The following is an 18,490-nucleotide window of genomic DNA, read 5'->3' on the forward strand; positions in this document are numbered from 1 at the left end:
AACATGATTGGTTTGAACACCGCAGCCGTCTACGTGCTGCAAACCATCGGCAGTCTGTACTTGCTGATCGTATTGATGCGCTTCGTGCTGCAACTGGTGCGCGCGAACTTCTACAACCCGCTCTGCCAGTTCATCGTCAAGGCCACCCAGCCGCTGCTCAAGCCATTGCGCCGGATCATCCCGAGCCTGTTCGGCCTGGACATGTCATCGCTGGTACTGGCGATCCTGGTGCAGTTGGCCTTGATGGCGCTGACCCTGCTGCTGACCTACGGCACCACCGGCAATTTCGTCCAGTTGCTGGTCTGGGCAATCATCGGCGTGACCGCGCTGTTCCTGAAGATCTTCTTCTTTGCCCTGATCATCAGCGTGATCCTGTCCTGGGTTGCTCCGGGCAGCCATAACCCTGGCGCTGAGCTGGTGAACCAGATCTGCGAGCCGGCCCTGGCGCCGTTCCGCAAGCTGCTGCCGAACCTGGGCGGCCTGGATATCTCGCCGATCCTGGCGTTCATGGTGCTCAAGTTGCTGGATATGCTGGTGATCAACAACCTGGCGGCCATGACCTCAATGCCGGACATCCTGCGAGTGCTGATCTAACACTTGGCGCAGCAACGTGTGGGAGCTGGCTTGCCAGCGATAGCGGTGTATCAGTCAACGGATTGGTCGACTGGCACACCGCTATCGCAGGCAAGCCAGCTCCCACATTTTGTATCTGGGTATCGAATTCAATCCGTGCAGGCCTTTGCTTGCCGCTAGGTGCAGCGGTCTTTAGACTTACGCCTCATTTAAACGAGAGCAGGGTCGATGCCAACTGCCTTTCCCCCAGATTCTGTTGGACTGGTCGTGCCCCAAGTGGCGCACTTCAGCGAACCGCTGGCCCTGGCCTGCGGCCGTTCGCTGCCTGCCTATGACCTGATCTACGAAACCTACGGCCAACTGAACGCCACGGCGAGCAATGCCGTGCTGATCTGCCACGCCTTGTCCGGCCATCATCATGCAGCCGGTTTCCACTCCGTCGACGAGCGCAAGCCTGGCTGGTGGGACAGTTGCATCGGCCCTGGCAAACCCATCGACACCAACAGATTCTTTGTTGTCAGCCTGAATAACCTCGGCGGCTGCAACGGCTCCACCGGCCCCAGCAGTATCAACCCGGAAACCGGCAAGCCGTTCGGCGCCGACTTCCCGGTGCTGACCGTGGAAGACTGGGTGCACAGCCAGGCGCGCCTTGCCGACCTGTTGGGTATCAATCAATGGGCAGCTGTGATCGGCGGTAGCCTGGGTGGCATGCAGGCGCTGCAATGGACCATCACTTACCCGGATCGCGTGCGCCATTGCCTGGCTATCGCTTCGGCGCCCAAGTTGTCGGCGCAGAACATCGCCTTCAACGAAGTGGCGCGCCAGGCCATCCTCACCGACCCCGAGTTCCACGGTGGTTCGTTCCAGGAAGCGGGTGTGATTCCCAAGCGCGGCTTGATGCTGGCGCGCATGGTCGGGCACATCACCTACCTGTCCGATGATTCCATGGGTGAAAAATTCGGCCGTGGCCTCAAGAGCGAAAAGCTCAACTACGACTTCCACAGTGTTGAGTTCCAGGTGGAAAGCTACCTGCGTTATCAAGGCGAGGAATTCTCGGGACGTTTCGACGCCAACACGTACTTGCTGATGACCAAGGCCCTGGACTACTTCGACCCGGCCGCCAACCACGACGACGACCTGGCAAAAACCTTCGAAGGCGCCACGGCCAAGTTTTGCGTGATGTCCTTCACCACCGACTGGCGCTTCTCGCCGGCGCGCTCGCGTGAGCTGGTGGATGCGCTGATGGCTGCGCGCAAAGACGTCTGCTACCTGGAGATCGATGCTCCGCAAGGCCACGACGCCTTCCTGATCCCGATCCCACGCTACTTGCAGGCCTTCAGCAATTACATGAACCGCATAACTTTGTGAGAACGCCATGAGAGCCGACCTGGACATCATCCAAGACTGGATCCCCGCCGGCAGCCGCGTGCTCGACCTGGGCTGTGGCGATGGCGAACTGCTGAGTTGGCTGCGCGACCACAAGCAAGTCACCGGCTACGGCCTGGAAAACGACCCTGACAACATCGCCCAGTGCGTGGCCAAGGGCATCAACGTGATCGAACAGGACCTGGACAAGGGCCTGGGCAACTTTGCCAGCAACAGTTTCGACATCGTGGTGATGACCCAGGCGCTACAGGCGGTGCACTACCCGGATCGCATCCTTGACGAAATGCTACGCGTCGGCCGCCAATGCATCATCACCTTTCCCAACTTCGGTCACTGGCGCTGCCGCTGGTACCTGGCCACCAAGGGCCGCATGCCGGTATCGGACTTCCTGCCCTACACCTGGTACAACACGCCGAACATCCACTTCTGCACTTTCGAAGACTTCGAAGCCTTGTGTAGCGAGCGTGAAGCCAAGGTGATCAACCGCCTTGCCGTCGATCAACAGCATCGCCACGGTTGGGCGAGTAAGCTATGGCCCAATCTGTTGGGTGAAATTGGTATTTACCGGGTCAGTAGTCCTGGCCTGACCGACCACAAAATTGCCGTCTAATCATCTTTCAAGAGGGACGTTCATGAGTCGTTTGGCTGTTTTTCTATTGACCGCTTGCCTGGGTGCCAGCGCCATGGCCGCGGACGCTATCGACGCAAATCGCAAGAAAGACTTCGGCGATATCACTGTCCACTACAACACCTTCACTTCCAGCTTCCTGCAGCCGGAAACCGCCCAGAAGATCGGCGTGGTGCGCAGCAAGGAGAAGGGTTTGATCAACGTCACCGTGATCAAGGGCGTAACCCCGGTGGCGGCGCAAGTGACGGGCACCATCAAGGATTTGGGCGGTAAGAGCGAGATACTGACGTTCAAGCAAATCGAAGAAAAAGGCGGGATTAATTACCTCGCGCCTTACTCCGTGACGCAGCGCGAATACAAGACGTTTACCATCAATGTTGAAACCGGTGGCAAAGCCCATAGCTTCCAATTCAACCAGGAACTGTTTCCGGCGCAATGATGAACCTAACCCAACTCGTACTCGCCAGCCACAACGCCGGCAAGCTTAAAGAACTCCAGGCAATGCTCGGCGAATCCGTGCAATTGCGCTCGATTGGCGAGTTCAGCCAGGTGGAGCCGGAAGAGACCGGCCTGTCGTTCGTCGAGAACGCTATCCTCAAGGCACGCAATGCGGCACGTATTTCCGGCCTGCCGGCGCTGGCGGATGACTCGGGCCTGGCGGTGGACTTCCTCGGCGGCGCCCCCGGCATTTACTCGGCACGCTACGCCGACGGCAAAGGCGACGCGGCCAACAACGCCAAGCTGCTCGACGCCCTCAAGGATGTACCGGACGCGATGCGCGGCGCGCAGTTCGTGTGTGTGCTGGCCCTGGTGCGACATGCCGATGATCCATTGCCGATCCTGTGCGAAGGCCTGTGGCACGGGCGCATTCTGCATGCGGCCAGCGGCGAGCATGGTTTTGGCTATGACCCACTGTTCTGGGTGCCGGAACGTAATGTCTCGAGCGCCGAGTTGAGCCCTGCCGACAAGAACCAGATCAGCCACCGTGCTCGCGCAATGGATTTGCTGCGCCAACGCCTGAGCCTGAAATGACCCAGAACACCTCCGCGCAGCCGCTGATCCACGGCGGCGCGCAAACACCCCGGGCGGCCCTGCCTGTGCTGCCGCCCCTGGCGCTGTATATCCACATCCCGTGGTGCGTGCGCAAATGCCCCTATTGCGACTTCAACTCCCACACCGCCAGCAAGGTGCTGCCGGAAGAAGAGTATGTGGACGCCTTGCTGGCCGATCTCGATCAGGACCTGCATGCGGTTTACGGTCGCGAACTGAGTTCGATCTTCTTTGGTGGTGGTACGCCCAGCCTGTTCAGCGCCGCAGCGCTGGGCCGCTTGCTTGAGGGCGTGAAAGCGCGCATCCCGTTTGCCAGCGATATAGAGATCACCCTGGAAGCCAACCCAGGGACGTTCGAGCAAGAGAAGTTCGTGGCTTATCGCAAGCTGGGGATCAATCGCCTGTCCATCGGCATCCAGAGTTTCCAGCAGGAAAAGCTCCAGGCCTTGGGACGTATCCACAATGGTGATGAAGCCGTGCGTGCAGCGGGCATGGCGCGCCTGGCCGGGTTTGATAACTTCAACCTGGACTTGATGCACGGTTTGCCCGATCAGTCCCTGGACGACGCGTTGAGCGATTTGCGCCAAGCCATCGCGCTCAAACCCACGCACTTGTCGTGGTACCAACTGACCCTGGAGCCCAACACCGTATTCTGGAACCAGCCGCCCGCGCTGCCGGAAGACGATACGCTGTGGGATATTCAGGAAGCGGGCCAGGCGCTGCTTGCTGAACACGGTTACGCGCAATACGAAGTCTCGGCCTATGCCCAGCCAGGTCGCCCGGCGCGGCATAACCTGAACTACTGGAGCTTCGGTGACTTTATCGGCATCGGCGCCGGCGCCCACGGCAAACTCAGCCATCCGGATGGGCGCATCGTGCGCACCTGGAAGACGCGAGCGCCGAAGGACTATCTCAACCCGGCTAAAAGCTTTCAGGCTGGGGCGAAAGAGCTGACTAACGAGGAACTGCCGTTTGAGTTCCTGATGAACGCTTTGCGGCTGACTGAAGGCGTGGAATCAAGACTCTATGCCGAACGCACCGGCCTTGATCTGGCAAGCCTGGATGAAGCACGCACGGATGCAGAACAAAGCGGCTTAATGCAGGTCGAACCGTCACGCCTGGCGGCGACCGACCGCGGGCAACTCTTTCTCAATGACCTGCTGCAGAAGTTTTTGAGCTGACGCTCTAAGGAAATCGAATGGATTTGGTACTCGACCTGCTCGCCACCGTATCCCGCTGGAGCCGCAGCAACCTGTCGGAAATATCCTTGGCCCTTGTCGGCTGTTTGCTGGTGTTGTTTGGCGCTGATATCAAAGGCTGGGTAGAAGCCCGCCTGGGCAGCGTCGCCGGCGCATTGCGCGTACCGTTGATGGCGCTGCTGTGCATGATCGGCAGCGGCGCGGCGTTGATCTATGCCACGCCGTGGATTGTGCGAGGGTTGAGCCAGTTCAATAACTACAGCCTGGCACCGGTGTTGGTGGTGGTGCTGGTGTTGATTGGCGTGGTTGCCGACCGTCGCTGACCTCAGCTACAACACAAAAGCAAATGTGGGAGCGGGCTTGCTCGCGAATACGGTGGATCAGTCGACATTTTCAGTGACTGACACACCGCATTCGCGAGCAAGCCCGCTCCCACATTTTTGACTGCATTCCAAGCTAGTGGCCTGTCAGTCAACCTTCTCGAACTTCAAATCCCAAACCCCATGCCCCAATCGCTCGCCGCGACGTTCGAACTTGGTGATCGGGCGTTCAGCCGGGCGTGGCACGCATTTGCCGTCTTCGGCCAGGTTGCGGTAGCCAGGGGCCACGCTCATGACTTCCAGCATGTATTCCGCGTAAGGTTCCCAGTCGGTGGCCATGTGCAAGATGCCGCCGACTTTGAGCTTGCTGCGCACCAGCTCCGCGAAGGACGCCTGGACGATACGACGCTTGTGGTGACGGGATTTATGCCAAGGATCAGGGAAGAACAGCATCAGGCGATCAAGGCTGTTGTCGGCGATGCAGCGGTTGAGCACTTCGATCGCGTCGCAGTCGTAGACCCGCAGGTTGGTCAACCCTTGGGTCAACACGCCGTTGAGCAGCGCGCCAACACCCGGGCGGTGCACTTCAACACCGATGAAATCCTGTTCTGGCGAGGCTGCGGCCATTTCCAGCAGGGAGTGGCCCATGCCGAAGCCGATTTCCAGGGAACGCGGGGCCGAACGGCCGAATACCTGGTCGTAATCCACCGGCGCGTCGGCCAGGGGCAGCACAAACAATGGCGTGCCTTGCTCCAGGCCCTTTTGCTGGCCTTCGGTCATGCGACCGGCGCGCATCACAAAACTCTTGATGCGGCGATGCTTGGACTCGTCGGCTTCGTCCAGAGTGTTCGGCGTTTCGTTTGATTCAGTCATCAATGGCTCTTACTTGATCAGACCATCCAGCGGCGAGGAGGCGCTGGCGTAGAGTTTTTTTGGCATGCGACCGGCGAGGTACGCCAGGCGGCCCGCGACGATGGCGTGTTTCATGGCTTCGGCCATCATGATTGGCTGTTGGGCATGGGCGATGGCTGAGTTCATCAGCACCGCGTCGCAGCCCAGTTCCATGGCGATGGTAGCGTCGGAGGCAGTGCCTACGCCCGCGTCCACCAGTACGGGAATATTGGCTTCTTCGAGGATGATCTGCAGGTTGTACGGATTGCAGATACCCAGGCCGGAACCGATCAGACCGGCCAGCGGCATTACGGCGATACAACCGATTTCGGCCAGTTGGCGCGCGATGATCGGGTCATCGCTGGTGTAGACCATCACGTCGAAGCCTTCCTTGACCAGCGTTTCAGCAGCCTTGAGGGTCTCGATCACGTTGGGAAACAGGGTTTTCTGGTCGGCCAGCACTTCCAGCTTCACCAGATTATGGCCGTCGAGCAGCTCACGGGCCAGGCGGCAGGTGCGCACGGCTTCGATGGCGTCATAGCACCCGGCGGTGTTCGGCAAGAAGGTGTAGCGATCCGGCGAGAGGACTTCGAGCAGGTTCGGCTCGCCTTCTATCTGGCCGAGGTTGGTGCGGCGCACGGCGAAGGTGACGATCTCGGCGCCCGAGGCTTCGATGGCCAGACGGGTTTCTTCCATGTCGCGGTACTTGCCGGTACCCACTAACAGGCGGGACTGGTAGGTACGACCGGCCAGGACGAAGGGCTTGTCGCTACGAACGATGCTCATGGGAAATCCTCGAAATGGGGGTGAGGTTCTGCAGAATTCAGCAAGCTGCGCGACTAGCCGCCGCCGATGGCGTGGACCACTTCGACCTGGTCACCGTCGGTGAGCGCGGTCTCGGCGTGCTGGCTACGCGGGACGATATCCAGGTTGAGTTCCACTGCGACGCGACGCCCGGTCAGGTCCAGACGGGTCAGCAGGGCCGCAACGGTTTCACCGTCGGGCAGTTCAAGGAATTCGCCGTTCAACTGAATGCGCATGCCAGGGGCCGCCATCGTTTTTAGGGGCCAGCATTCTAGCCCGATTGACGTAGCGGGCCCAAGTCCCTCGGTCAGATCGCCTGCAAACGCCAGGCAGCCAAACCAAGGAAGAACCAGCCGAGCAGAAAAGCCAGGCCACCAAATGGCGTGATGATGCCGAGCTTGCTGATACCGGTCATCGTCAGCACATACAGGCTGCCGGAGAACAGCAGGATGCCGATGACAAAGGAGATGCCCGCCCAGGTGACCAGCCGACCCGGAATGTGCGCAGCCAACAGTGCCACGCCAAACAGGGCCAGGGTGTGCACCAGTTGGTAGGTCACGCCGGTATGGAAGATCGCCAGGTATTCGGCGCTCAGACGATTCTTCAGGCCGTGGGCGGCGAAGGCGCCAAGGGCGACACCGGTGAAGCCGAAAAAGGCAGCCAGCATCAGAAAGCTACGCAGCATGAGGAACTCCAGTCAGACTCATCGGGCAGGGTCTGTATAATGGCCCGCTCAACGGGTTCGGCCAAGCCATCTCTATGCTGCGTGTCCTCTTCAAACGCTTTCTCAACGTCGTCAAATGGTTCGCCATCGGCAGTGTGCTGTTGGTGCTGCTGTTTCGCTTCGTCCCGCCGCCCTTCACTGCGCTGATGGTGGAGCGCAAGGTCGAATCCTGGCTTGACGGCGAGCCCATCGACCTGCAGCGCAGCTGGGTGCCGTGGGACGAGATCTCCGATGACCTCAAAATGGCGGTGATGGCCGGTGAAGACCAGCGTTTCCCGCAGCACTGGGGCTTTGATTTCGGCGCAATCCAGGCGGCGATCCAGCACAACGAGCGCGGTGGTTCGATACGCGGCGCCAGCACGTTGAGCCAGCAGGTGTCGAAAAACCTGTTCCTGTGGGCCGGCCGCAGTTATTTGCGCAAAGGCCTGGAGGCGTGGTTTACCGGGCTGATCGAGGTGTTGTGGCCCAAGCAGCGGATTCTTGAGGTGTACCTCAACAGCGTTGAGTGGGATGAGGGAGTGTTTGGTGCAGAAGCGGCAGCGCGGCATCACTTTGGGGTAAGTGCCAAGGGCCTTTCGCGGCAGCAGGCCAGCTATTTGGCCGCTGTACTGCCTAACCCTCGGGTCTGGAGTGCCAGCCACCCGACGGCGTATGTGGCAAGGCGCGCGGCGTGGATTCGGCAGCAGATGAGCCAGCTGGGTGGGGAGGGTTATCTGGTTGAGTTGAATAACTCGCGCAAAGCCCCCTGGTCCGACTGACACCACACGGTTCCTGTGGGAGCTGGCTTGCCTGCGATAAGGGCCTGCCAGATAACCCTTTGGAAACTGACACACCGCTATCGCAGGCAAGCCAGCTCCCACAGTGAACCGCGTTGAGCTTCAGGTTTTCTAATACATACAAAAATGCCCCGATCTTTCGATCGGGGCATTTTTTTGGCTTTTCGCAGCGTTTTAGGCGGCGATCGACAACTTTAGCTTATTCATCGCGCTTTTCTCAAGCTGACGAATCCGCTCGGCCGACACGTTATACTTCTGTGCCAGGTCGTGCAGCGTGGCTTTTTCTTCTGCCAGCCAGCGCTGGTAGAGGATGTCACGGCTGCGGTCGTCCAGCACTTCCAACGCTTCGTGCAGGTTGTGGTTGGAATTGTCGCTCCAGTCCGCATCCTCCAGTTGACGCGCCGGGTCGTACCGGTGGTCTTCCAGGTAATTGGCCGGCGATTGGAAAGCGCTGTCGTCGTCCGCTTCGGCGGCCGGGTCGAAGGCCATGTCATGGCCGGTCAGGCGGCTTTCCATCTCGCGCACTTCACGAGGTTCCACGCCGAGGCTTTCGGCCACGCGGTGGACTTCCTCGTTGTTCAACCACGCCAAACGCTTTTTCTGGCTGCGCAGGTTGAAGAACAGCTTGCGCTGGGCCTTGGTGGTCGCGACTTTCACGATGCGCCAGTTGCGCAGGATGAACTCGTGAATTTCCGCCTTGATCCAGTGCACAGCAAACGACACCAGACGCACACCCATCTCAGGGTTGAAGCGCTTTACAGCCTTCATCAGGCCAACATTGCCTTCCTGGATCAGGTCAGCCTGGGCCAGGCCGTAGCCGCTATAGCTACGGGCGATATGTACGACAAAACGCAGGTGGGCGAGCACCATCTGCCGAGCCGCCCCCAAATCCTGCTCATAGTAGAGACTCTCGGCCAGTTCACGCTCCTGCTCGGGCGTCAGCAATGGAATGCTGTTCACCGTGTGCACATAGGCTTCCAGGTTCGCACCCGGCACCAAGGCATAAGCAGGTTGCAAAGAAGTGGTCATACGAAAAAACCTCCGACTCACATAACTCGTGCAGTTCAGCACTGCGAAAATTGACCGGGAACCGTAGGACAAGTTCCCTAAACCACTGATACGGTCAATACAAACGAAACCACATTAATCTGACATTAACTACTTCGGTGCCAGCTCACGTAAATGCCGTGCAACCGCAATCCAGGCACCGATATACCCCAACAATACTGCGCCAAGCAAGAGGCTCAGACCATCGGCGACCGGCACACCGGCCAAGGCGAAATCACTGCCATAAAGTCCGGCAAGCCCGACAACTGCGTCGTTCAGCCAGTCAAGGCCAAAAGCCAGTACGCCCCAGGACAAAATCCCGGCACCGAAGCCATAAAGCGCGCCCATGTACAGAAAAGGACGACGCACATAGCTGTCCGTGCCGCCGACCAGTTTAATCACTTCTATCTCGGTGCGACGGTTTTCAATATGAAGACGAATGGTATTACCTATCACCAAAAGTAATGCAGAGACCAACAGCACCGTCAAACCGAACACAAACCGGTCGCCCAGCTTCAGGATAGCCGCCAGCCGCTCAACCCAGACTAGATCAAGTTGCGCCTGTTGCACCTTGGGCATCTCTGCGAGTTTTTGTCGCAGGGCTTCCAGCGCTGGCTTATCGACTTCATTCGGCGTTACCAGAACCACGCCCGGCAGCGGGTTCTGCGGCAGCTCCTTGAGCGCCTCGCCCAGGCCGGATTGCTGCTGGAACTCTTCAAGGGCCTGATCACGGCTGATGTACTCAGCCTCCGCCACGCCGGGCATATTCTTGATGTCATCGCGCAAGGACTCGCCGTCTTTGGCGCTGGCGTCGATGTTCAAGTACAGGGAAATCTGCGCCGCGCGCTGCCAGGAACCGCCCAGTCGCTCCACATTATTGAGCAGCAACGACAAACCCATCGGCAGGCTCAACGCCACAGCCATCACCAGGCAGGTGAAAAAGCTGCCGATCGGCTGCTTGCCCAGGCGACGCAGGCTGTCGAGCAGGCTGGCGCGATGACTTTCGATCCAGGCACGCAGCAAGGTGCTGAAGTCCGGGCCGTCGTCGTCGTCGTGTTTTTTCTTCTTCTGCGGTTGCGGGTCTGCCGGTTTCGGCGCCACGCGCTCGGAGACTTTAGGGCTGCGTGTTGCACTCATACGCCGGCCTCCCCGTCACCAATCAGGCGGCCGCGCTGCAGGGTGAGCATGCGATGGCGCATGCGCGCGATCAGCGCCAGGTCGTGGCTGGCGATCAGCACGCTGGTGCCCAGGCGGTTAATGTCTTCGAATACCCCCATGATCTCCGCCGCCAGTCGCGGGTCGAGGTTACCGGTGGGCTCATCCGCCAGCAGCAAGGCCGGGCGATGCACAATGGCGCGGGCGATGCCGACACGCTGTTGCTGGCCGGTGGACAGGTCGCCGGGGTAGAGGTCTGTCTTGTCCGACAGCGCCACACGCTCCAGGGCCGAATCCACGCGCTTGACGATCTCGGCCTTGGACAGCCCGAGTATCTGCAACGGCAGCGCGATGTTATTGAATACGGTGCGGTCGAACAGCAACTGGTGGTTCTGGAACACCACGCCGATCTGGCGGCGCAGGAAAGGAATCTGCGCATTGCTGATAGTGGCCAGATCCTGGCCCGCCAGCAGCAGTTTGCCGGTGGTTGGGCGCTCCATGGCCAGCAGCAGGCGCAGCAAGGTACTTTTGCCTGCACCGGAATGGCCGGTGACAAACAAGAATTCGCCACGACGCACTCGAAAGCTCAGCTCATGCAAGCCGACATGCCCGTTGGCATAGCGTTTACCGACCTGTTCGAATCGAATCATGAACGCTCCCGCTCGGCAAACAGTGCCTGTACAAAGGGTTCGGCTTCAAAGGTGCGCAGGTCGTCGATGCCTTCACCGACGCCGATGTAACGAATCGGCAACCCGAACTGTTTGGCCAGGGCGAAGATCACACCGCCCTTGGCCGTGCCGTCGAGCTTAGTCAATGCCAGGCCGGTCAGTTGCACCGTCTGGTTGAATTGTTTGGCTTGGCTGATGGCGTTCTGGCCGGTACCAGCGTCGAGCACCAGCAGCACTTCGTGCGGCGCGTCTGCATCGAGCTTGCCGATCACGCGGCGCACTTTCTTCAGCTCTTCCATCAAATTGTCTTTGGTGTGCAGGCGACCGGCGGTATCGGCGATCAGCACGTCGATATTGCGCGCCTTGGCGGCTTGCACGGCATCGAAGATCACCGAGGCGGAATCGGCGCCGGTATGCTGGGCGATGACCGGGATCTTGTTGCGCTCGCCCCAAACCTGCAATTGCTCCACCGCGGCAGCACGGAAGGTATCGCCCGCGGCCAGCATGACCTTCTTGCCTTCCGACTGCAGTTTCTTGGCCAATTTACCAATGGTGGTGGTCTTGCCGGCGCCGTTGACGCCCACGACCAGGATCACGAACGGCTTGTTCGGGGTGATCACCAGCGGCGCTTCCACCGGCTTGAGCATGGCGGCCAGCTCGGCCTGCAGGGATTTGTACAGCGCGTCGGCGTCGGTCAGCTGCTTGCGCGCGACTTTCTGGGTCAGGCTCTGGATGATCACGGCGGTGGCTTCGACGCCCACGTCGGCGGTGAGCAGACGGGTTTCGATGTCTTCCAGCAGTTCGTCATCAATGACTTTTTTGCCGAGGAACAGGCTGGCCATGCCTTCGCCGATGCTGGCGCTGGTTTTGCTCAGGCCTTGTTTGAGGCGGGTGAAGAAGCCAGCTTTGCTGGTTTCTGCAGTGGCGGCGACAGGCTCGGGCTCGACGGCGGCAGGCGCGGCAACGGCAACGGCAACAGGCGCGGGTTCGACGACCACTGGCGCAGGCGCTTCAACGACGGGCGGCGCTTCGACCACAACGTCAACCGGCTCAACCACGGCCGGAATCGGCGGTGCCACATGCTCGGCCTGCACATCTTCAACCAACGCCACAGGCTCTTCGGCCACCGGCAACTCAGGCCACGGCTTGTGCTCTTGCTCTGGCTCAACCTCTGCCAGCGGCTGCAACACCGGCTCAGCCATCGGCAACACCACCGGCGCTGGCGTTTCAGCGACCGGTTCGGCTTCTACTATAGGGTCTGGGATCGGTTCAGCGTGAACCTGCGGCTGTTCAGCGACGGTTTCCTGCGGCTTTTTGCGCAGCCATCCGAACAGGCCTTTCTTCTCGCCAGCCGCAGCTGGGGTCTTCTTGTCGTCGTTGGAACCAAACATGGAGACGGCTATCTCAAGGTAGCGACGCGCCAAGGGGCGCTTCGGTAAATAAAATTCGATGCGTAACAGACTGTTTTTTAGCCAGCTCGTTCATGCGCAACATTTTGTAAGGCCTAAATAGGGCCTCAACAGGACCGCCGCAGTGGCCGTCCCTTAGTCGGATCAGTATCCTAGCACCTCCTCGCCCGCCGACGCTAAGACCAAGCGGGCAGCCCAACAGGTTTAAAAACGAATGAATGCTCTAGCCCGCCGCGCCGCAGGCCTGCTGTTCGGTACAGTTTGTCTGCCTCTTTCAGCCTTGGCTGCCGATCCACAACCCACCCATGAATTCACCCTCGACAACGGCCTCAAGGTGGTCGTGCGCGAAGACCATCGCGCTCCGGTGGTGGTTTCCCAGGTTTGGTACAAGGTTGGTTCGAGCTATGAAACCCCGGGGCAGACCGGTTTGTCTCACGCCCTGGAGCACATGATGTTCAAGGGCAGCGCCAAAGTGGGCCCCGGCGAAGCGTCGCTGATCCTGCGCGACCTCGGCGCCGAAGAAAACGCGTTCACCAGTGACGACTACACCGCTTATTACCAAGTGCTGGCCCGCGACCGCCTGGGCGTGGCCTTTGAACTGGAAGCCGATCGCATGGCCAGCCTGCGCTTGCCGGCCGACGAGTTCAGCCGCGAGATCGAGGTGATCAAGGAAGAGCGCCGCCTGCGCACCGATGATAATCCGATGTCCAAGGCCTATGAGCGCTTCAAGGCCATGGCCTTCCCGGCCAGCGGTTATCACACGCCGACCATCGGCTGGATGGCCGACCTGGACCGCATGAAGGTCGAAGAGCTGCGCCACTGGTACCAATCCTGGTATGTACCGAACAACGCCACCCTGGTTGTGGTCGGTGATGTGACCCCGGACGAAGTGAAAACCCTGGCCCAACGTTACTTCGGCCCGATCCCCAAGCGTGACGTGCCACCGGCCAAGATCCCGATGGAGCTGGCCGAGCCCGGCGAGCGCCTGCTGACGATGCACGTGCAGACCCAACTGCCGAGCGTGATCCTGGGCTTCAACGTGCCTGGCCTGGCCACCGCCGAAGACAAACGCTCGGTCCAGGCCCTGCGCCTGATCTCGGCCTTGCTGGACGGCGGCTACAGCGCACGCATCTCGGAACAGTTGGAACGTGGCGAGGAACTGGTCTCCGCTGCCTCCACCAACTACGACGCCTACACCCGTGGCGACACCCTGTTCATGCTGACCGCCACCCCCAACCAGCAGAAAAAGAAAACCGTGGCCCAAGCCGAAGCCGGCCTGTGGCGCCTGCTGGAAGAGCTGAAAGCCAAACCACCGACCGCCGAAGAACTGGAACGCATACGCGCCCAGGTCATTGCCGGCCTGGTCTACCAGCGTGATTCCATCACCAGCCAGGCTACGGCCATCGGCTCGCTGGAAACCGTCGGCCTGTCCTGGAAGCTGATGGACAGCGAACTCGCCGACCTGCAAAGCGTGACCCCGGAAGATATCCAGAAAGCCGCGCGCACCTATTTCACCCGCGAACGTCTCAGCGTCGCCCATGTCCTGCCCCAGGAGACCGCTCATGAGTGATCGCAAAAACAGCCGCCTGATCTTTCCAGGCCTGATCGCTGTCACCTTGATCGCCGCCGGCGCCGTGTACTTCCTGCGCCCGACTGAATCGGTTGCGAGCCCGGCGCTGGAAAAAGCCCAATCGGGCAACACACTGCAATCCCTGGCGGAACTGGACGGCAAGGCGCCGACCAACCGCAAGCTCGACGTGCAAACCTGGAATACCGCCGAAGGCGCCAAGGTGCTGTTCGTCGAAGCCCACGAACTGCCGATGTTCGACGTGCGCATCCTGTTCGCCGCTGGCAGCAGCCAGGACGGCGACGTGCCTGGCCTGGCGCTGATGACCAACGCCATGCTCAACGAAGGCGTGCCGGGCAAGGACGTGAGCCAGATTGCCCGCGACTTTGAAGGCCTGGGCGCGGACTTTGGCAATGGCGCATTTCGCGACATGGCGCTGGTTTCCCTGCGCAGCCTGAGCGACAGCGATAAACGCGACGCCGCCTTGACCCTGTTTGATCAAGTGATCGGCAAGCCCACCTTCCCGGCCGACTCCCTGGCGCGGATCAAGAACCAGATCCTGGCCGGCTTTGAGTACCAGAAGCAAAACCCTGGCAAGCTGGCGAGCCTCGAGCTGTTCAAGCGCTTGTACGGTGACCACCCTTACGCTCACCCGAGCGAAGGCACGCCGCAAAGCGTGCCGAAGATTACCCTGGCGCAGTTGCAGGCGTTCCACGCCAAGGCTTATGCAGCGGGCAACGCGGTGATTGCGGTGGTGGGTGACCTGACCCGCGCCGAAGCTGAAGCCATGACGGCCAAGATTTCCTCATCGCTGCCCAAAGGCCCAGCCCTGGCAAAAATCGCCCAGCCGACCGAGCCCAAGCCCGGCCTGACCCGTATCGAGTTCCCGTCCAAGCAGACGCACCTGCTGTTCGCGCAACTGGGTATCGACCGCGCCGACCCGGACTACGCAGCCTTGTCCTTGGGCAACCAGATCCTCGGCGGCGGCGGTTTCGGCACTCGCTTGATGAGTGAAGTGCGTGAAAAGCGCGGCCTGACCTACGGCGTGTACTCTGGTTTCTCGCCGATGCAGGTGCGCGGACCGTTCATGATCAATCTGCAGACCCGCGCCGAAATGAGCGGCGGCACCCTGCGCCTGGTTGAGGATGTGGTGGCCGACTACCTCAAGACCGGCCCGACGCAAAAAGAACTGGATGACGCCAAGCGTGAGCTGGCTGGCAGCTTCCCGCTGTCTACCGCGAGCAACGCCGATATCGTCGGGCAGCTGGGCGCTATGGGTTTCTACAACCTGCCGCTGAGCTATCTGGAAGATTTCATGAAACAATCCCAGGCCCTGACCGTAGAACAGGTCAAGGCTGCAATGAATAAACACTTGAGCGCCGACAAGATGGTCATCGTGACCGCCGGCCCGACGATTGCGCAAAAGCCACTACCGCCCCCCACTGATAAACCCGCCGAGCAGCCGCTCGGGGTTCCGGAGCATTAATGGCCAGTTCATCTCGCCCGAAAAAACCTGTCCACAACGTGCATAACGGTGTGGGCCAGCTGCGCATCATTGGCGGCGAATGGGGCAGCCGCAAGCTGAGCTTCCCCGACGTCGTAGGCCTGCGCCCGACGCCGGATCGCGTGCGCGAAACCCTGTTCAACTGGCTCGCGCCTTACATCGCGGGAGCCAAGGTGCTGGACCCGTTCGCGGGCAGCGGCGCGCTGTTCCTGGAGGCGCTGTCCCGTGGTGCCGCCCAGGCGCAGGCGCTGGACGCCAGCAATGTGGCCGTCTCCAGCCTCAAGGAACACTTGGGCACCCTGCGTTGCACCAACGGCCAGGTGCAAACCGCCGACGCGCTGCGCTACCTGGAAACCCAAGCCGCCAGCGAGTACGACGTGGTGTTTCTCGACCCGCCGTTCAACCAGAACCTGCTGCCGACCGTGTGTGCGCTGCTGGAAGAACGCCAATGGCTGGCGCCGGATGCGTGGATCTACACTGAAAGTGAGACTGCGCCGTCGACGCTGGGCTTGCCGGGCGCGTGGCGCCTGCACCGGGAGCAGAAGTCCGGCCGGGTGTATTACGCGTTGTGGCACCGTGTGGTCGAAACCGCCGCCTGATCTTTCTGGTTGGATTCAATTGGGGTGAAAGGGCTTGTTGTGGCGAGGGAGTTTGCTCCCGTTGTGCTGCCCAGCAGCCCTAATACCTGCAACTGAGTTCTGACTGAAGAACCGAGGTGTTCTTGATGGGGCTGCTGCGCAGCCCAACGCGAGCAAGCTCGCTCGCCACCGTTAAATGTGCCTGCCGCAGAGAGTGTCATGACCCCTTCCGCCGACCCGTTCACCCCCGCCTTCGGCCTCGGCAACCCACACTTGCAAACGCTGTGGGGGCCGCTGTGCCGCCCCACCACTCATATCGAACGCCAACGCGAACGCCTGTGGCTGGACGACGGCGACTTCCTCGACCTCGACTGGCACGGGCCTCATGACACGCAAGTACCTCTGGTGCTGGTGCTGCACGGGCTGACCGGTTCGTCCAACTCACCCTACGTAGCGGGCTTGCAAAAAGCCCTCGCCGCTCAAGGCTGGGCCAGCGTGGCGCTGAACTGGCGCGGTTGCTCGGGTGAGCCGAACCTGCTGGCACGCAGTTACCACTCTGGCGCCAGCGAAGACCTGGCGGCAGCGATTGCTCATCTGCGCGCCAAGCGGCCTTTGGCGCCGTTGTACGCGGTGGGTTATTCCCTGGGCGGCAATGTGCTGCTCAAGCATTTGGGCGAAACCGGAAAGGCGTCGGGGCTGCAAGGCGCGGCGGCGGTGTCGGTGCCGTTTCGCCTGGACCAATGTGCAGACCGGATCGGCCTGGGCTTTTCGCGGATTTATCAAAAGCACTTCATGCGTGAAATGCTCGCGTATATCCGCGTCAAGCAAAGCCGTTTTCTACAGGATGGTCGGGCTGACGGGCTTAAAACCCTGGAAGCCCTGGGCTCACTGGAGAAGATGCGCACATTCTGGGACTTCGATGGCCGCGTCACCGCGCCGCTGCACGGCTATCTGAGTGCAGAGGATTATTACTGCCGCGCATCGAGTCGTTATTACCTGGGCGGCATCCGCACGCCGACCCTGATTATCCAGGCGGCGGATGATCCGTTTGTGTTTGCCCATAGCCTGCCAGAGGCCGGCGAACTGTCGGACTGCACTGAGTTTGAGCTGACGGCCAAGGGTGGGCATGTGGGGTTTGTGGAGGGTTCGCTCAAACGACCAAGCTACTACCTTGAGCGCCGCATCCCCCAATGGCTCCTAACACAACACAGTTAAAAAATGTGGGAGCGGGCTTGCCTGCGATAGCGGTGGGTCAGCCAACCCACCGGTGACTGACACTCCCTCATCGCAGGCAAGCCAGCTCCCACATTTTGATTGGGTTACATCCCAACAGGCTCAGTCGCCGGTAGCAATCGCCCGCTCCGGATCCGTAATCCACTCACTCCAAGACCCCGCATACAACTTACCCAACGGGTAACCCGCCAGGCTCAGCGCAAACAAGTTATGGCACGCCGTCACCCCTGAACCGCAATACGCCACGAGTTCATCCGGCGAGCGCCCCTGGAGCTGGGCAGCAAAGCGCTGCTTAAGCTGATCTGCCGGCAGGAAGCGACCGTCGCTGCCCAGGTTTTCGTTAAACGCCGCGCATTGCGCGCCAGGGATGTGCCCGGCAATCGGATCGATAGGCTCCACTTCGCCGCGAAAACGCGGTTGAGCGCGCGCATCGATCAGCGTCAATCCCGGCTGGCCCAGGCGTTTTTGCAGGTGTTCGGCATCGAGCAGCAGGCGATTGTCCGGCGTCCCCGCGAAAGTCCCAGCTTCAACGACCGGCGCATCAAGGCTCAACGGGAAACCCGCGGCATGCCATGCCTTGAGGCCGCCATCCAGAATAAACACGCCATCACGCTTGCCCAACCAAACCAACAGCCACCATGCCCGCGCGGCGTAGGCGCCATGACCGTCGTCATACAGCACCACATCGGTGTCAGCGCTGATGCCCCAGGCCCGTAATTGCCGAGCGAACGTCTCCGCCACCGGCAGCGGATGACGCCCGGTCACGCCCTTGGTTACTGGCCCGCTCAGATGCCGTTCCAAGTCAGCATACTGCGCGCCCTCGATATGACCTTCGGCGTAGCTGCAGCGCCCGTAGTCCGGGTCTTCCAGGGCAAAGCGGCAATCCAGGATCACCAACCCGCCAGCCTTCTGGCGCTCGGCCAGTTGCTGGGGGCTGATCAGTTGGGCAAGCGGCATGACGGCCTCCTATGAATAGAT

General features: G+C 60.7%; 21 protein-coding genes. 12 read left to right on the top strand and 9 right to left on the bottom strand.

What is annotated here, in order from left to right; translation table 11 throughout:
- The first annotated feature begins 3 nt into the window (after positions 1-3).
- The 7 genes from AB4O35_RS04105 to AB4O35_RS04135 all read left to right on the top strand — a co-directional run bounded on the left by AB4O35_RS04105 (position 4) and on the right by AB4O35_RS04135 (position 5,159).
- On the top strand, positions 4-594 hold the full coding sequence (locus AB4O35_RS04105) for a YggT family protein (protein ID WP_065871949.1): 591 nt from the start codon (positions 4-6) through the stop codon (positions 592-594).
- A gap of 207 nt (positions 595-801) precedes the next feature.
- Complete coding sequence (gene metX, locus AB4O35_RS04110; protein ID WP_065871950.1) at positions 802-1,941, top strand: homoserine O-succinyltransferase MetX; 1,140 nt, start codon at positions 802-804, stop codon at positions 1,939-1,941.
- A gap of 7 nt (positions 1,942-1,948) precedes the next feature.
- Positions 1,949-2,569, top strand: a complete 621-nt coding sequence (gene metW / locus AB4O35_RS04115) for a methionine biosynthesis protein MetW (RefSeq protein ID WP_057006516.1) — start codon at positions 1,949-1,951, stop codon at positions 2,567-2,569.
- Between the two features lie 22 nt (positions 2,570-2,591).
- Positions 2,592-3,026 (top strand): DUF4426 domain-containing protein, encoded by a 435-nt coding sequence (locus AB4O35_RS04120; protein ID WP_065871951.1) that lies wholly within the window; start codon positions 2,592-2,594, stop codon positions 3,024-3,026.
- Entirely contained in the window at positions 3,023-3,619 is a 597-nt protein-coding gene (gene rdgB / locus AB4O35_RS04125; protein ID WP_065871952.1) for an RdgB/HAM1 family non-canonical purine NTP pyrophosphatase, read from the top strand. Before AB4O35_RS04120 ends, rdgB begins: the two co-directional genes overlap by 4 nt.
- Positions 3,616-4,818: a radical SAM family heme chaperone HemW gene (hemW, locus tag AB4O35_RS04130; protein WP_065871953.1), complete on the top strand. Its 1,203-nt coding sequence runs from the start codon at positions 3,616-3,618 to the stop codon at positions 4,816-4,818. The genes rdgB and hemW overlap by 4 nt, the downstream gene beginning before the upstream one ends.
- 17 nt (positions 4,819-4,835) lie before the next feature.
- Entirely contained in the window at positions 4,836-5,159 is a 324-nt protein-coding gene (locus AB4O35_RS04135) for a DUF3392 domain-containing protein (RefSeq protein WP_010207241.1), read from the top strand.
- A gap of 144 nt (positions 5,160-5,303) precedes the next feature.
- Here AB4O35_RS04135 and trmB read toward each other — a convergent pair whose 3' ends face one another.
- From trmB to AB4O35_RS04155, 4 genes are all read right to left on the bottom strand, one after another.
- The gene (gene trmB, locus AB4O35_RS04140) at positions 5,304-6,029 is read right to left on the bottom strand and encodes a tRNA (guanosine(46)-N7)-methyltransferase TrmB (RefSeq protein ID WP_065891351.1); all 726 of its coding nucleotides are present in this window, start codon (positions 6,027-6,029) and stop codon (positions 5,304-5,306) included.
- Between the two features lie 9 nt (positions 6,030-6,038).
- Positions 6,039-6,833: a thiazole synthase gene (locus tag AB4O35_RS04145; protein ID WP_065871955.1), complete on the bottom strand. Its 795-nt coding sequence runs from the start codon at positions 6,831-6,833 to the stop codon at positions 6,039-6,041.
- A gap of 53 nt (positions 6,834-6,886) precedes the next feature.
- Positions 6,887-7,087, bottom strand: a complete 201-nt coding sequence (gene thiS / locus AB4O35_RS04150; protein WP_175403039.1) for a sulfur carrier protein ThiS — start codon at positions 7,085-7,087, stop codon at positions 6,887-6,889.
- A gap of 71 nt (positions 7,088-7,158) precedes the next feature.
- The gene (locus AB4O35_RS04155) at positions 7,159-7,536 is read right to left on the bottom strand and encodes a DUF423 domain-containing protein (RefSeq protein ID WP_065871957.1); all 378 of its coding nucleotides are present in this window, start codon (positions 7,534-7,536) and stop codon (positions 7,159-7,161) included.
- Positions 7,537-7,610: 74 nt separating this feature from the next.
- Between AB4O35_RS04155 and mtgA the strand changes: the two genes are divergently transcribed.
- Positions 7,611-8,333, top strand: a complete 723-nt coding sequence (gene mtgA, locus AB4O35_RS04160) for a monofunctional biosynthetic peptidoglycan transglycosylase (RefSeq protein WP_065946118.1) — start codon at positions 7,611-7,613, stop codon at positions 8,331-8,333.
- 192 nt (positions 8,334-8,525) lie between these two features.
- On the opposite strand, the gene rpoH is transcribed toward mtgA, so the two are convergent.
- The 4 genes from rpoH to ftsY form a co-directional block, all read right to left on the bottom strand.
- Complete coding sequence (gene rpoH / locus AB4O35_RS04165; protein WP_003176698.1) at positions 8,526-9,380, bottom strand: RNA polymerase sigma factor RpoH; 855 nt, start codon at positions 9,378-9,380, stop codon at positions 8,526-8,528.
- Positions 9,381-9,509: 129 nt separating this feature from the next.
- Positions 9,510-10,535 (bottom strand): permease-like cell division protein FtsX, encoded by a 1,026-nt coding sequence (gene ftsX / locus AB4O35_RS04170; protein WP_065871959.1) that lies wholly within the window; start codon positions 10,533-10,535, stop codon positions 9,510-9,512.
- Positions 10,532-11,203 carry a cell division ATP-binding protein FtsE gene (gene ftsE, locus AB4O35_RS04175; RefSeq protein WP_003213784.1) on the bottom strand — a complete coding sequence of 224 codons (672 nt, stop codon included), beginning with the start codon at positions 11,201-11,203 and terminating at the stop codon, positions 10,532-10,534. Before ftsE ends, ftsX begins: the two co-directional genes overlap by 4 nt.
- A complete protein-coding gene (ftsY, locus tag AB4O35_RS04180) occupies positions 11,200-12,612 on the bottom strand; it encodes a signal recognition particle-docking protein FtsY (protein WP_065871960.1) in 1,413 nt (470 codons plus the stop codon). Before ftsY ends, ftsE begins: the two co-directional genes overlap by 4 nt.
- A 232-nt stretch (positions 12,613-12,844) precedes the next feature.
- On the opposite strand from ftsY, the gene AB4O35_RS04185 reads away from it, so the two are divergent.
- The 4 genes from AB4O35_RS04185 to AB4O35_RS04200 all read left to right on the top strand — a co-directional run bounded on the left by AB4O35_RS04185 (position 12,845) and on the right by AB4O35_RS04200 (position 17,494).
- Positions 12,845-14,200: a M16 family metallopeptidase gene (locus AB4O35_RS04185; RefSeq protein WP_065871961.1), complete on the top strand. Its 1,356-nt coding sequence runs from the start codon at positions 12,845-12,847 to the stop codon at positions 14,198-14,200.
- Complete coding sequence (locus tag AB4O35_RS04190) at positions 14,193-15,683, top strand: M16 family metallopeptidase (RefSeq protein ID WP_065880191.1); 1,491 nt, start codon at positions 14,193-14,195, stop codon at positions 15,681-15,683. The genes AB4O35_RS04185 and AB4O35_RS04190 overlap by 8 nt, the downstream gene beginning before the upstream one ends.
- On the top strand, positions 15,683-16,300 hold the full coding sequence (gene rsmD / locus AB4O35_RS04195; protein ID WP_065880192.1) for a 16S rRNA (guanine(966)-N(2))-methyltransferase RsmD: 618 nt from the start codon (positions 15,683-15,685) through the stop codon (positions 16,298-16,300). Before AB4O35_RS04190 ends, rsmD begins: the two co-directional genes overlap by 1 nt.
- Positions 16,301-16,498: 198 nt before the next feature.
- Complete coding sequence (locus AB4O35_RS04200; RefSeq protein ID WP_460149557.1) at positions 16,499-17,494, top strand: hydrolase; 996 nt, start codon at positions 16,499-16,501, stop codon at positions 17,492-17,494.
- Positions 17,495-17,614: 120 nt separating this feature from the next.
- Here AB4O35_RS04200 and AB4O35_RS04205 read toward each other — a convergent pair whose 3' ends face one another.
- Positions 17,615-18,469, bottom strand: a complete 855-nt coding sequence (locus tag AB4O35_RS04205) for a sulfurtransferase (RefSeq protein ID WP_065946120.1) — start codon at positions 18,467-18,469, stop codon at positions 17,615-17,617.
- Positions 18,470-18,490 lie beyond the last annotated feature (21 nt).

Source organism: Pseudomonas sp. H1_A03 (assembly GCF_054685145.1).